The organism is Bradyrhizobium sp. CB3481, from assembly GCF_029714305.1.
GTDB lineage: Bacteria > Pseudomonadota > Alphaproteobacteria > Rhizobiales > Xanthobacteraceae > Bradyrhizobium.
The window spans coordinates 4,735,399-4,747,934 of the sequence record NZ_CP121647.1 but is presented as its reverse complement, the minus strand read 5'-3'; the positions used below and the strand labels follow the sequence as shown (position 1 = coordinate 4,747,934).

The following is a 12,536-nucleotide window of genomic DNA, read 5'->3' as shown; positions in this document are numbered from 1 at the left end:
GATACCCAGTAAGTCGAGACCGAAACTATCCTTCATAGGCGACCGGCAAATTTGGAGTTAGTCGAGGAAAGGCGGCGTACGTCTCGTTTGTGATCTTTGCCAAAACTCGTCGCGTCGGCTTATCGATCGTCAAAGTTCGGTGGGCCCCCTCGAAGGAGATGGTGAAGGATCGGTTTGTCATCTTACCGAAGATGAAAGCACCGTTTTCGGAATGCTTCTTCAAGCTTTCGAGAGATATCGTGCTTTCGGCTCGGTGGCTTACGCCATGTCTGAGAAGTTCAAATGCAGGAAATGCTGTTCGGAACGATCTCTTTGCGGCTCTCAGTTTCTCGTGCAACGCGCCATTGGCTATAGTCGGTGACCTGTTCATGCTTTTGCCGAAAGCTTCCAAAGTCTTTCCAAAATGGAAGATCGTAGACGTCGAGTCCCGGCCGGCCATTTCTTTCCAAAGCTCCAAAACATGGCTTTCCTTAACGAAAGTGAGCGAGTTTTGCGTCTGGAGAATTTGAATACTTGCGAGATGGCTCTCTGCGTGCTCTAGAAGCGCTACCGCCGCACCAAAGTCATTGACCAGACGATTCAATTGAATGAGGTTAAATATCAAAACCATCGCGGCAGGCTGCTCTTCTGCTGGCAAGGCATGCACGAAAGGTTCTAACGAGCCGATATTGTAGATGTCGGGCATATCTCAAACCGCGTGAGACCGTGTCGCTTAATTATGTGTCTAGGCGAGTCTAGCTGCAAGTTTCGGGGGAATACAGCCGGTAGCTATTAGCGATCAGGTGAGATTAGCCGAAGGCGCAATCCACCACGTTGTCGAGCGAGATCGTCGAGTTACGCTATCGCTAAGCCCGCTCTAGGCACTGCCCCGCAACCGCTTGCGGTGACGGTCACCCCGGTGCAAACGCGGGATGTGCGGTGCGTAATCGCATGGTATGACTCGGGATCGCCTCTCTGGAGTGATCTTCGATGTCCGTCGCGACCGCCGCCAACCAGCCGCCCGCAACTGCCGCCGAAACCGATCCGCAAACCATCGGCTGGATGCACGGCTTTCCCCCGCCGCCGGAAAAAACCATCACCTTCCATAACGGCTCGTTCCGCAGCTTCCCCGAGCTCCGCTGGGCCTGGAGCAACATCCGCCAGTTGGTGCCGACCGTAAACGTCTGGCGCGGGGCAGGGCCGGCTTCGGTGCTGCCGCGCGAGGAGCATGATATCGGCGCGTCCGCCTCGGTTACGATGGATGGTCGTCCCATGACGTTCGCGCGCATGCTCGAGGAAACCTACGCCGACGGCATCGCCGTAGTACACCGGGGCAAGCTGATCTACGAGCGCTATTTCGGTGCGCTGAAGCCGCACAAGCCGCATATCGCGATGTCCGTGACAAAATCCTTCACCGGCACGCTCGCCGGCATTTTGATCGCGGAGGGGAAGATCGATCCGCAGGCGCCGGTCACCGACTATGTGCCGGAGCTGAAGGCCAGCGCCTTCGGCGATGCGCGCGTGCATGAGACCATGGATATGACCACCGGCCTCGAATACACGGAAGTTTATACCGACAAGACTTCCGGCGTGTTCGGGCTGCGGCGGGCGAACGGCATGGCGCCGATCGAGCCGGGCTATGAGGGCGCGACCAATATTTTCGATTTCCTGTGCGGGCAGAAGAAGCAGGGTGAGCACGGCAAGGCCTTCGCCTACAAGACCGTCAATTCCGACGTGCTGGCCTTCATCTGCCGGCGGGCGAGCGGGATGACGCTGTCCGATCTACTTTCGGAGCGCATCTGGATTCCGATGGGCGCGGAAGAGGACGCGCATTATCACGTCGACCGCATCGGCAGCGAAAGCGGCGGCGGCGGGCTTTCCACGACACTGCGCGATCTCGCCCGCTTCGGCGAGACGATCCGCAATTACGGCCGCTTCAACGGCCGCCAGATCGTGCCGTCGCAAGTGGTCGAGGAGATCGCGCGCGGCGGCGATCCCGAAAAGTTCAAGCCGGCCGGCTACACCACCTTGCCCGGTGCCTCGTACCGGAACCAGTGGTGGGTGACGCATAACGCGCACGGCGCCTTCATGGCGCGCGGCGTGCACGGGCAGGGCATCTATATCGATCCGAAGGCCGAGATGGTGATCGCCCGCTATGCCTCGCACCCGGCCGCCGGCAACGCCGCCAACGATCCCGTGACGCTGCCGGCCTACATGGCGCTGGCAAAGGATTTGATGGCGGGAGGTTGACGTTACACTAGCGCATGACGTCTTTTAGTTTGACCGAATTGGCCGCAGACGCGCTCACCTCTCCCGCTTGCGGGGAGGTCGCATCGCATCCAACGATGCGATGCGGGTGGGGGCTCTCTCCACACGGGCAGTGTCGCACGCGGAGGCAGCCCCCGCCCCAGCCCTCCCCCGCAAGCGGGAGAGGGAGCGCACCTTTTTCCTGGTCGCAGCTTGACCTGACATCATCACGCCTTAGCGCCCTTTCAGGCGTAGCCAACCCAGCCGCGCCACGTGAAGGCGGCGTAGAACAGCTCGACATTGCGGAAGCCGGCATCACCCAGGATTTCCGCATCCTGTGCCGGGTCGAACAGGTTGAGATGTGCCTCGACCGCAGCGCTCGCCTGCTTGGCCAAGTCTGGATCGGCTCCGGAAGCAATCGCGAAAGCGGCGTAGCGCGACAGCCATCGCGCGCGCTCGCTGCCGGCTTGCGGGAAACTGGAATGCGCGGCCACGAAGGGCGCACCGGGACGCAGACGGCGGTGAATTTCCCGCGTCGTTCGTCGCCGTTCATCGACATCGAGGAAATGCAGCGTGAGCAGGCACGTGGCGGCATCGAACGGGCCGTCGGGCGCATCGTCGATATAGCCTTGCCGCAATTGCACCCGCGCCTTCAACGGGCCGAGGGTCCGCTCGGCCTGCTTTAGCATCTCCGCGGCGGGATCGACACCGACGAAGCGCCAGCGCGGCTCTGCCTCCGCCAATGCCTTCAACTCCAGGCCGCCGCCGGCCCCCAGCACCAGCACTTGCGCATGCGGCGCGGCCCGTTCCGCCAGCAGGATACGGGTCATGCGATGCAGGTCGGCAAAGCCGGGGACGAAGCGCGGCGGCCCTTCGGCATAGCGCGTCACGGCCTCTGGATCGTTGTAGTGCTTCTGCCATACCTCGGCTGCGGCATCATGATGCATGGGCGGTCTCCAGACGATGGCGATTGCGCCGGTCGCCCAGGCGCTTCTGAAAATCGGCGCTCAGCATCGCGAGCGTCACGTTGCCGAGGCGCGACAGCAACAGCGCCTCCGCGTCCTCGAATGCCTGGTCGAGCGCGGCATTCACGGCCTGCTCGACCAGACAGCCGGGCGACTCCGTTCTGTTGCCCATGGCGAACAGCGACGGTTGACCAAGCGCTTCATAGACGTCCCGCAGCGATATCGTTGCAAGGCTGCGGGCGAGGGTCCATCCCCCGCCATGGCCTTTTTCCGAGCGCACATAGCCGTGATCCCGCAGCCCGGACATGATCCGCCGTATCACCACCGCATTGGTGTCCATCGCCTTCGCCAGCGCCTCTGATGTCACCGGCGCCTTCTGCTCGGCCATGTGGAGCAGCACGTGCAGCACGCCCGACAATCGACTGTCTCTTCTCATGTAACTAACGATATTACATGATCGGCCGGCCGGTCAAGACGCTGCGCGCCTTCGAGCGGGTTCGAGTGCGCTGGTCTGCGCGGAAAGTAGCAAGGAAAGCGGCTCTCAGGACGGAATAGGGAAGCCTATTCCGCCGTCGAATTCGTAGGTCGATTGGCCCAGCGGGTCTCCACCGCATTGATCTCATCGGAACGAACCGATGGAGTGTTACGCTGTCGCTAATGGCCGCTGGGCCTCTATTCCGCGCGCGTGGCGTTCCAAGATCCTGCAACTATATCGAGAGCGTAGGGAAAGCTTCTGGGCAGGAGAGAACAGACCGCCATAGAGTAAGGAGCAACGCATGACTGCGACTCGACTAGCCGTCCAAGGGCGCCGGCTGATTCAGATCGGCGTGACCCTCTTCCTTTTCACGAGCTTCCAGGGATTTGCGGTGCCGTATTTTGCTTCACCAAATCTCGGCCGTTCGGTTCACACGCTCAGCGGATTCACCGGAGTGTTGCTTGTGGCCTTGGGACTGGTTTGGCCTAAGCTGAAGCTCGCATCGATGCCGTCGCGCCTCGCGTTCTGGTTTCTCATCTATTCCGCGCTTGCAACGATCGCCGGATTCGTGATCGCGGCTCTCCTGGGAGCCGGCGGTTCGATCATGCCGATCGCGGCGGCCGGCGCTCGTGGGAGCGACGCTCAGGAGATGCTGATCCAGCTCGTGACGTATCCAGCCGCCCCGACGGGAATCATAGCCTTCTCACTGATCTTCTGGGGGCTTCGCGGCAGTCGAGTTCGTGGGAACGCGGTGGAGGACTGACCGCAGGTCCTCTTTGGCGGACCGTCTTGCCGTCGTGATGGGCTAGTAGGGTGGATCACCCGCAATATAACAAGCCTTGACTTATATAAGCGATGACCGATATTCATTGTCGGAAACAGGGAGGACCGGTATGCAGATCGACGTCGCCAAGGTGTTGGGGCTTGTCACGCGTTCGGTGCGCAATTTCGAGAAGGACGGCAAGCCGGCGAGCGCGGTGACGCTGACGCGGCTTTACGACACCGATGTCGATGATCTCTGGGATGCCGTGACCAGCAAGGAACGCATCCCGCGCTGGTTCTTGCCGGTCGAGGGAGAGCTTAAACTCGGCGGCAGGTATCAGATCAAGGGCAATGCGGGCGGCACCATCACGGCCTGCGCGCCGCCTGCGCATTTTGCGGCCACGTGGGAATTCGGCGGCGCGACAAGCTGGATCGACGTCAGGCTGGCCGCAGAACGCGACAAGGCGCGGCTGACACTTGAGCACACCGCCATAATCGAGGACCATTGGAATCAGTTCGGTCCCGGCGCGGTAGGCATTGGTTGGGATCTCGCGCTCGCGGGCCTCGAGGGATATCTTGCGACGGGCGCCTCGGTCGACCATGAAACGGCGGAGGCATGGATGGGCTCTGACGAGGGCAAGGCGTTCATGACCGGGAGCGGCGAGTTTTGGCGCGCGGCGCATGTCGCGAGCGGCGTCGATCCCGTCTCGGCGAAGGAGCGCTCCGACCGCACTATCGCCTTCTATCGCGGCGAGATGCCGCCTGATATCGCCCATCCCGGCACAGGAAGCTGATGCACGTCTTCGAAGTCCTTGCCGATCCGGTGCGCCGCCGCATCCTCGAACTGCTGGGCCTGCGGGAGATGGCGTCCGGCGAAGTGGTGGAGGCGATCGGCGCCGAGTTCGGCATCACGCAGGCGGCCGTGTCGCAGCATCTCAAGGTGCTGCGCGAGAGCGGCTTTGCAAAGGTCCGGGCGGACGCGCAGCGACGGCTTTATTCGGTCGACGCGGCCGGGCTTCAGGCGGTGGACGCGTGGATCAGCCGCTTCCGGAATTTCTGGGAGCCGAAGCTCGACGCGCTGGCGACAGAGATCGCGCGCGGCAAACGCGAGCGGCGCAACGCGCCGCTGACCAAACGGGGCGGGAAGAGGGCTTAAGCGTAGCCGGGTGAGCGCAAGCGATACCCGGGACAGTGTCCTCGCATGTCGCTTGCGCTCATGCGCGCTACATAGCTGCTGCGCGTGCTTTGGTTCCGCAGCCGATAGCTAATGAGCCGTCTCACCAGACCAGCGGAATCAGACGCCAGCGCACCCGGCGCGCATAGTCGTCATAGCCCTGAAGGCCCGAACGCAGCGCTTTTTCCTCGATACCGATCCGGATGCCGAGCAAGAGGGTAAGGATCGGAACCGCCACAAGCCCCCACCACGAGCCGAGCACGAGCGAGGTGCCGGCCATATAGAACAGCGCGCCCAAATACATCGGATGGCGGACGATGGCATAAGGGCCTGTCGTGATGACGGCCTGGCCGCGGTCCTTTTGTATTTTTACGACGGGCGCGGCGAAGCTGTTCGCGCGCATGGTCCAGTACATGAACAAAAATGCCGCCAGGAGGAGGCCGCATCCGGCCCACTGCACGGACGGTGGCATCATTGACCAGCGCCAGCGCGCCGCATCCGCGGCCATGAAACCCATCCCTCCGAACATCAGCAGCAGGACCGGGATGAGGACCAGCTTGTCCGCCAGCGGCTGATCCTTCTGCACGGGCGGCTTCAGCCGCTCCCTGAGCAGGCCGGGATCGACGCGCATCATGTGCGCCCCAAAAACGACCGAGAGGACGACCATCGCACCGAGATAGAGCCATCCGCCGGCGTAGTCCGTTGTGCCCGCGGCGCCGAAGATGATCGCGCCCATGAAGCCGAACCAGACGATCGTCTGGACGATAAGGTTTAGAACGAGACTCATTTTCTAGCCTCCTGTCGAAGCTGTTGATTTTTCGGCGCGGCGTGCGTCGGCGCGAGAGTTCGTTGCTCATCGCGGTCGCCGGTTACGCTTCCAGCGGCTCATGGCGTCCTCCATGGCGCCACGCATCGTCAGATAGAATTCCGCCATCTCCTCAAGACGCGCACTGACCGTCTTGGATGCGGCTATGCCGGCACCGGCGTTCAGCTGCCCGGCCAGCGCATCCAGCAGACGGTTCTGCTGCCGGATCATGGCTTCGTAGTCGTCGGCCACGGCATAAAGCGCGCGCTTTGTTCCAGGCTCGCTATGGCGATGTGCCAACGTATAGCTTTCCAGCAGCCGCGCGGCCACGCTTGCGCTGCTTTTGCTGATCCCGAGATCCTCGACGATCTGGTCGAGGCTGACGGGGCGAGGGCAGAGCAGCAGATGCCCGTAGAGGCGGGCGGCGACGGGCGGCACGCCCCAGGGCGTCAACAACCGGGCCACGTCCTCCACGAACCGCCGCTCATCCTTGCGCACTTTGTTTGACATATTCGGCATATTCCGAATATACAGAAGTAAGATCTGGCCGGCAAGCTTCAAGCCCGGGAGAGGCGCATGCTTCCCTATCTCGTTGCCGCGATCATCGTCATCGGATTGCCGACACTCTATGTCGCTGTGCGATACCGCGAGTACCGCAAATTCCTCGCTGGCGCGTTCTTCGTCGGCAGCGGCATACAATTCTACTTCTACTTGGCAAAGCTCCCGATTCCCCTGATATGGACCGGCGCCGTCCAGTCGCCCGAGCTCAGCGCCGTGCGCGGCACGATCCACTTCGGGCTCTTTCTTGTATGTCTCTATTTCGGGTGGTTCTTCCGCAATCGGCCCCGCGCATAACATCGGCACCGCATAGCCGCACACGAGACGGCGGATGCGGCGCGCACCCGGTCTTCCATGCGCCGTCATTTCGATGCGGGCAAAAGGAGATGCAAACCTCGGGCAAATTATGTCGCGAGAATGCCGCCTCACATTCATCTGTCATCGCCCGGCTTGACCGGGCGACCCAGTATTCCGAGACGTCAATGATCGAATCGAGAGGCCGCGGCGTACTGGATCCCCGCCGGAGCCTGTCATCGGGCGCGCGTTCGCGCGACCCGGTGGCGGGGATGACAGCGGAATTTGGGGCGGAATGATGTGGCTACGCCGTGACGTAGCGATCCCGTGCGCTACTAACGGCTACGCGCCCGCACCATCAATACCGCGGCGTATTGAACTGCGGGCAGCGATGCACGTAGTCCCAGGGAATGTCGTAGACGCAAGTGAAGCGGAGATCATCGGACTGTTTGATGATCGGCGGCGCCGCGTCCACGACCGGTTGTTCGACATCGGCCGGCAGGCCGTAGAACACGCCGGGGCCGCCCGGAAAGAAGCTGCCACCGCGGTGATGATGGTGATGATGCATCGAGCGGAATGCTGGAAAAGCCGGACGCGCCGGCGCAACGCCGGGACCGGCTGGTGCAGCGGCGGGGGTGGGTGCGCCGACCGGATTGGCAAAGGCCTCGCCTGCGGCAAGGACAAGCGCGACTGCGCAAAGAGACGCGATCAGCGTCGTTCGATAGGTCATGACACTCAACCCCGTTATAGGTTGTTCGGCAGTTTTCCTAACGCTATGCCGGGCCCTTCGTGCCCGCAAAGACATAATTAATGAATGGTTAAAGCGTAATCTTAATGGCGTAACCTCAATGCTCGACGCTTTCCAACATTCGCATGAATTCGGCCAAAACAGCGTCACATCCGGGTGAGGCGCCACCACGAAGACAGGCCGAGCCGCGACCGCCTGTTCGCCACGAGGGTCGAGGAGGAGGGGGACACCAGAATGAGCGACATCTACGATCCCGCATTTGTGAAGGGCGTGTTCGACCGTTGCTCGGACCGCTACATCGCCTTCAGCCTGGTCTGCTCGTTCGGCTTCACCGAGCGCTGGCGCCGGCAATGCGTGGCGGCGATGCCGGCGATCGGAGGCGGTGCACGCGGCTACGATCTGATGGCGGGGACCGGCGAGGTGTGGCCGCATCTATTGAAACGTCACGAGCATATCGGCGCGATCACCGCGGTCGATATTTCCTCCGGGATGCATCGCCGCGCCATGGAGCGGCTGCATGCCCATCGGGCGCACCGGATCGAATTCATCGAGGATGACGTGCTGGCGAGCGACCTGCCATCGGAAAGCGCTGACTTCATCATCTCCACCTTCGGCCTGAAGACATTCAATCCCGGGCAGCATGCCCGGCTCGCCGCCCTGGTGGCACGGGTGCTCAAGCCCGGCGGCGTCTTCTCGATGATCGAGGCCTCCGATCCGAAAGGGTGGTGGCTGCGGCCGCTGTACTTGTTACACCTGAAGGTAGTCCTGCCGCTGGTCGAGCGCCTGTTCCTGCGCGGCGCACAGGATTTTGCGATGATCGGCACCTACAGCACCAATTTCGGTAGCGCCGCCGAGCTCGCCGCAATGCTGCGGAGCCACCGCCTCGAAGTAGAATTTTCAAAATATTTTTTCGGCTGTGCGACCGGCGTTGCCGGCCGTAAGACACCTCCCGGGTGACGCGCAACGGCCGCACCACGGTGCGCGCCGGACCAGTTCAAGGATTCCAGCCGCCGCTGCCGTATTCCTTGGTGATGACCTCGAGAAGATGCCCGTTCTTTTCCTGGAAGTAGATGCCACGCCCGCCATCATGGTGATTGATCTGGCCCGGCTGGGCTCGTCCCGGGTCGGCCCAGTAGGGCAGCCGCCGTTCCTTGATCCTGCCGAAGATCGCGTCGAACTCGCTTTCGCCGGTCAGAAAGGCATAGTGCTGCGGGGCGATGTCGCCATCGACGTTCATGTAATCGAGGTTGGCGCCGTTTTCGGTGGTGACCATGTAAAACGGCCCCCACTTGCGTGGCGCTGGAAGGCCGAGCACTTCCGCCAGGAACGTTGCCGATGCCTTGCTGTCGTGGGTCGACAGGATCGTATGGTTGAAATGAATGGCCATGGTGATCTCCCAAGCTCTCGATCGTCCTGCAGCGTAAGCAAGTTAACCGGGCCGCGGGCTAGATCGTTCCATGCGTTCGGGGAGAGAGCTCGCGGGCTAGGCCGAACCGCGCGACAGCTTCTCGAACCGCTTGATCAGCCGCTCGCGCTTGAGGCGGGACAGTCGCCGGATCCAGAATATGCCGTCGAGCTGGTCGATCTCATGCTGGTGGCAGACCGCGCGCAGCCCCTCCGATTCCTCGGTATGCAGCACGCCGTCGAGATCGTGATAACGGATCGCTACGCGGGCGTGGCGGCTCACCTCGTCGTTGACGCCGGGCATCGAGACGCTGCCCTCGCGGTGCAGGATCGTCTCCGGCGATATCCAGGTGATTTCCGGATTGACATAGGTCCGCGCGCCCTCAGCCGGGTCGAGTTCGAGCACGGCGACCCGCAGCGCGATGCCGATATGCGGCGCGGTGATGCCGATGCCGGGCGCGGCATGCATCGTCTCACGCAGGTCGGCGGCGAGCTCGGCCAGCGCAGCGTCGAACGCGGTCACGGGCTCTGCCGGGATCGCAAGCCGCGGATCGGGATAGCGGATGATCGGACGGATCGTCATGATTCTACCCATAAAGCCGTTCAAGCGCGCTAAGTACAGGGGCGCGGGCCGACGGCGCCACTTTGCTTGGCACGACCCGCTCGCAAAAAAGTGAGGGGTAGCTGTAGCTTTTGGCAGTTCCCGTTCGTCTTCCAGCCAGACAGACAACGGGGAGACCAGGAATGACCAAGTTGCAATATCGCTGGGTGATCGTCGCGGCGGGAGGCCTGCTTGGCTGCGTCGCGATCGGCGGCATGTTCTCGCTGCCGGTGTTCCTGCAGCCGATCGCGCGCGATACCGGCTGGTCGGTGACCGGCATTTCCAGCGCGATGACCATCGGATTTCTCGCGATGGCCTTCACCAGCATGATCTGGGGCAATTTGACGGACCGGTTCGGGCCGTTGCCGGTGGTGCTGACCGGGTCGATCGTGCTGGCGTCGAGCCTCGCCCTCGCAAGCATCGCGACCTCGCTGGTCGTGTTTCAATTCGTGTTCGGCCTGTTGGTCGGCAGCGCGGCGGCCGCGATCTTCGCGCCGATGATGGCGACCGTCACCGGCTGGTTCGATACCCATCGCGGCCTGGCGGTATCGCTGGTCTCGGCCGGCATGGGCATGGCGCCGATGACGATGGCGCCGCTTGCCGCCTGGCTGGTCTCACATCATGACTGGCGCACGTCGATGCAGATCGTCGCGCTCGTCGTCGCCGCAATCATGATCCCGGTCTCCCTTCTGGTGCGTCGCCCGCCGGCGCTGCAAAACGCGCCCGTCGCAGCGCCAGGCGAAGCCGCGTCTTCGGAAATGTCGCTGGCGCAGGCGCTTCGCTCGCCCCAATTCATCACGCTGGTGCTGACGAATTTCTTCTGCTGCGCCACGCATTCGGGTCCGATCATCCATACCGTGAGCTACGCCATCAGCTGCGGCATTCCGATGATCGCGGCCGTTACCATCTATAGCGTCGAGGGCCTCGCCGGCATGGGCGGCCGCATCGCCTTCGGCCTGCTCGGCGATCGCTTCGGGGCCAAGCGTGTGCTCGTCTTTGGCCTGCTGGCGCAGGCGTTCGGTGCACTCGGCTACGTCTTCGTGCGCGAACTCGCCGCGTTCTACGCGATAGCGGCGCTGTTCGGCTTCCTCTATGCCGGCACCATGCCGCTCTACGCCGTCCTGGTGCGCGAGAATTTTCCGCTGCGGATGATGGGCACGGTGATCGGCGGCACGGCGATGGCCGGCAGCCTCGGCATGGCGACCGGGCCGCTCGCGGGCGGCCTGATCTACGACACCTTCGCAAGCTACGCTTGGCTCTACATCGGCTCGTGGGTCATGGGGATCGGCGCCTTCCTGATCATCATGACGTTCCGCCCCGTACCGGTGGCGCGGGCGGCGCCGGTGCCGGCGTGAGGACGCCGCCGGCGTCACCGATATGGCCGGAAAGATACAGCGCGGAGGCCGATGCAATCAGACAGGACGGCAGACAGCCGGAAGTAGATTTTTCCTGCTTTTGCGCCGTAGACTTGCCGTAATATCTTACCAGACTCGCCACCGTATCCTCCGAATTCGCCGGAACCCCGCGACGCAACCGTCAGTAGGTCCGTATCCGGCCGACGTTTTTAATCTATATCGCGAGGCTGTGAGTGATGAAGATTCCTTTTTTGGCCGCTGTGCTTGCTATGTCGCTCGCGGCTCCGCCGCAGATGGGAATTGTCACAGGTGGTGCAACTGGCACCTACATCAAGATTGGCGAGGACATCAAGAAGATCGTCGAACCGAGCCGCATCTCCATGCAGGTTCTTGAATCGGCCGGCTCGATTCAGAATGTGTTCGACGTCCGCAGGAAGCGCGGTGTCCAACTCGGCATCGTCCAGTCGGACGTGCTCGACTACATCCGCGACATTTCTGACGACCATGAGCTAAAAGCCATCGCCGCCAAGCTTGCCGCCGTTTATCCGCTTTACAAGGAGGAAGTGCATATCCTCGGCGATCTTTCCTTGAAGACGCTGCAGGACCTGCACGGCAAACGTGTTGCGATAGGTCCTCAAAGAAGCGGCACGTACCTGACCGCCAAGACGATTTTTTTCCAGACGGGGATCACTCCCTCGAAGGAAGTATTTCTCGGAGGCAAGGAAGCGCTGGATGCGCTGCGCAGGGGCGAAATTGATGCAATGGTCTATGTGGCCGGCGCGCCGGCAACGCTCTTTTCGGAGAGCACGACGGCCGACGATAAATTCCAGCTCCTTGGAATAGACGATAAAGCCCTCGACAGCTATCTCACTGCAGTGATTCCGTCGGGTACCTACAAATGGCAGGAATCCGACGTCAAGACGGTAGCGGTCAAAGCCGTTCTGATAACGTTTAGCTACGCTGGCGAGCAGTGCCAAAACGTAGCCAAAGTGGCCAAGATCATCCGCGAGAACAAGGCTTGGCTGGATGTAAACGGCCATCCGAAATGGCGCGAAGTGAATCTCGATGAGAGATTACCGAAGTGGCCGCAATATGAATGTGTGGCGGCAACGAACGAACAGCCGCAGCCTAAGCCAAAGGGCCCGGATATCAAGATTGTGCGCTAGAAC

16 protein-coding genes are annotated in these 12,536 nt (G+C 62.0%); 8 read left to right on the top strand and 8 right to left on the bottom strand.

The features are described 5' to 3' along the window. Window positions 1-25: 25 nt before the first annotated feature. The gene (locus tag QA643_RS23235) at window positions 26-685 is read right to left on the bottom strand and encodes a hypothetical protein (RefSeq protein ID WP_283028217.1); all 660 of its coding nucleotides are present in this window, start codon (window positions 683-685) and stop codon (window positions 26-28) included. Between the two features lie 284 nt (window positions 686-969). Here QA643_RS23235 and QA643_RS23230 point away from each other — a divergent pair, with 284 nt between their 5' ends. Further along, the gene (locus tag QA643_RS23230; protein ID WP_283028216.1) at window positions 970-2,229 is read left to right on the top strand and encodes a serine hydrolase; all 1,260 of its coding nucleotides are present in this window, start codon (window positions 970-972) and stop codon (window positions 2,227-2,229) included. A 242-nt stretch (window positions 2,230-2,471) separates the two neighbouring features. Here QA643_RS23230 and QA643_RS23225 read toward each other — a convergent pair whose 3' ends face one another. Beyond that, on the bottom strand, window positions 2,472-3,173 hold the full coding sequence (locus QA643_RS23225; RefSeq protein ID WP_283028215.1) for a class I SAM-dependent methyltransferase: 702 nt from the start codon (window positions 3,171-3,173) through the stop codon (window positions 2,472-2,474). Next, window positions 3,163-3,627 (bottom strand): Rrf2 family transcriptional regulator, encoded by a 465-nt coding sequence (locus QA643_RS23220; RefSeq protein ID WP_283028214.1) that lies wholly within the window; start codon window positions 3,625-3,627, stop codon window positions 3,163-3,165. The genes QA643_RS23225 and QA643_RS23220 overlap by 11 nt, the downstream gene beginning before the upstream one ends. 340 nt (window positions 3,628-3,967) lie before the next feature. Here QA643_RS23220 and QA643_RS23215 point away from each other — a divergent pair, with 340 nt between their 5' ends. The 3 genes from QA643_RS23215 (at window position 3,968) to QA643_RS23205 (ending at window position 5,584) form a co-directional block, all read left to right on the top strand. Beyond that, on the top strand, window positions 3,968-4,429 hold the full coding sequence (locus tag QA643_RS23215; RefSeq protein WP_283028213.1) for a hypothetical protein: 462 nt from the start codon (window positions 3,968-3,970) through the stop codon (window positions 4,427-4,429). A 130-nt stretch (window positions 4,430-4,559) separates the two neighbouring features. Then, the gene (locus QA643_RS23210; protein ID WP_283028212.1) at window positions 4,560-5,222 is read left to right on the top strand and encodes an SRPBCC family protein; all 663 of its coding nucleotides are present in this window, start codon (window positions 4,560-4,562) and stop codon (window positions 5,220-5,222) included. Continuing rightward, window positions 5,222-5,584 carry a metalloregulator ArsR/SmtB family transcription factor gene (locus QA643_RS23205; RefSeq protein ID WP_283028211.1) on the top strand — a complete coding sequence of 121 codons (363 nt, stop codon included), beginning with the start codon at window positions 5,222-5,224 and terminating at the stop codon, window positions 5,582-5,584. The genes QA643_RS23210 and QA643_RS23205 overlap by 1 nt, the downstream gene beginning before the upstream one ends. Before the next feature lie 121 nt (window positions 5,585-5,705). On the opposite strand, the gene QA643_RS23200 is transcribed toward QA643_RS23205, so the two are convergent. Then, window positions 5,706-6,389 carry an isoprenylcysteine carboxylmethyltransferase family protein gene (locus tag QA643_RS23200; protein ID WP_283028210.1) on the bottom strand — a complete coding sequence of 228 codons (684 nt, stop codon included), beginning with the start codon at window positions 6,387-6,389 and terminating at the stop codon, window positions 5,706-5,708. A 66-nt stretch (window positions 6,390-6,455) separates the two neighbouring features. Next, a complete protein-coding gene (locus QA643_RS23195) occupies window positions 6,456-6,917 on the bottom strand; it encodes a hypothetical protein (RefSeq protein WP_283028208.1) in 462 nt (153 codons plus the stop codon). A 66-nt stretch (window positions 6,918-6,983) separates the two neighbouring features. On the opposite strand from QA643_RS23195, the gene QA643_RS23190 reads away from it, so the two are divergent. Continuing rightward, the gene (locus QA643_RS23190; protein WP_283028207.1) at window positions 6,984-7,262 is read left to right on the top strand and encodes a hypothetical protein; all 279 of its coding nucleotides are present in this window, start codon (window positions 6,984-6,986) and stop codon (window positions 7,260-7,262) included. A 355-nt stretch (window positions 7,263-7,617) separates the two neighbouring features. On the opposite strand, the gene QA643_RS23185 is transcribed toward QA643_RS23190, so the two are convergent. Then, the gene (locus QA643_RS23185) at window positions 7,618-7,989 is read right to left on the bottom strand and encodes a hypothetical protein (protein ID WP_283028206.1); all 372 of its coding nucleotides are present in this window, start codon (window positions 7,987-7,989) and stop codon (window positions 7,618-7,620) included. A gap of 252 nt (window positions 7,990-8,241) precedes the next feature. Here QA643_RS23185 and QA643_RS23180 point away from each other — a divergent pair, with 252 nt between their 5' ends. After that, complete coding sequence (locus QA643_RS23180) at window positions 8,242-8,964, top strand: class I SAM-dependent methyltransferase (protein WP_283028205.1); 723 nt, start codon at window positions 8,242-8,244, stop codon at window positions 8,962-8,964. A 37-nt stretch (window positions 8,965-9,001) separates the two neighbouring features. On the opposite strand, the gene QA643_RS23175 is transcribed toward QA643_RS23180, so the two are convergent. Continuing rightward, on the bottom strand, window positions 9,002-9,394 hold the full coding sequence (locus QA643_RS23175; protein WP_283028204.1) for a VOC family protein: 393 nt from the start codon (window positions 9,392-9,394) through the stop codon (window positions 9,002-9,004). Window positions 9,395-9,490: 96 nt separating this feature from the next. Continuing rightward, window positions 9,491-9,994: a peptide deformylase gene (locus tag QA643_RS23170; RefSeq protein ID WP_283028203.1), complete on the bottom strand. Its 504-nt coding sequence runs from the start codon at window positions 9,992-9,994 to the stop codon at window positions 9,491-9,493. Between the two features lie 161 nt (window positions 9,995-10,155). On the opposite strand from QA643_RS23170, the gene QA643_RS23165 reads away from it, so the two are divergent. Continuing rightward, the gene (locus QA643_RS23165; protein WP_283028202.1) at window positions 10,156-11,367 is read left to right on the top strand and encodes an MFS transporter; all 1,212 of its coding nucleotides are present in this window, start codon (window positions 10,156-10,158) and stop codon (window positions 11,365-11,367) included. A 236-nt stretch (window positions 11,368-11,603) separates the two neighbouring features. Next, on the top strand, window positions 11,604-12,533 hold the full coding sequence (locus QA643_RS23160) for a TAXI family TRAP transporter solute-binding subunit (RefSeq protein ID WP_283034899.1): 930 nt from the start codon (window positions 11,604-11,606) through the stop codon (window positions 12,531-12,533). Window positions 12,534-12,536 lie beyond the last annotated feature (3 nt).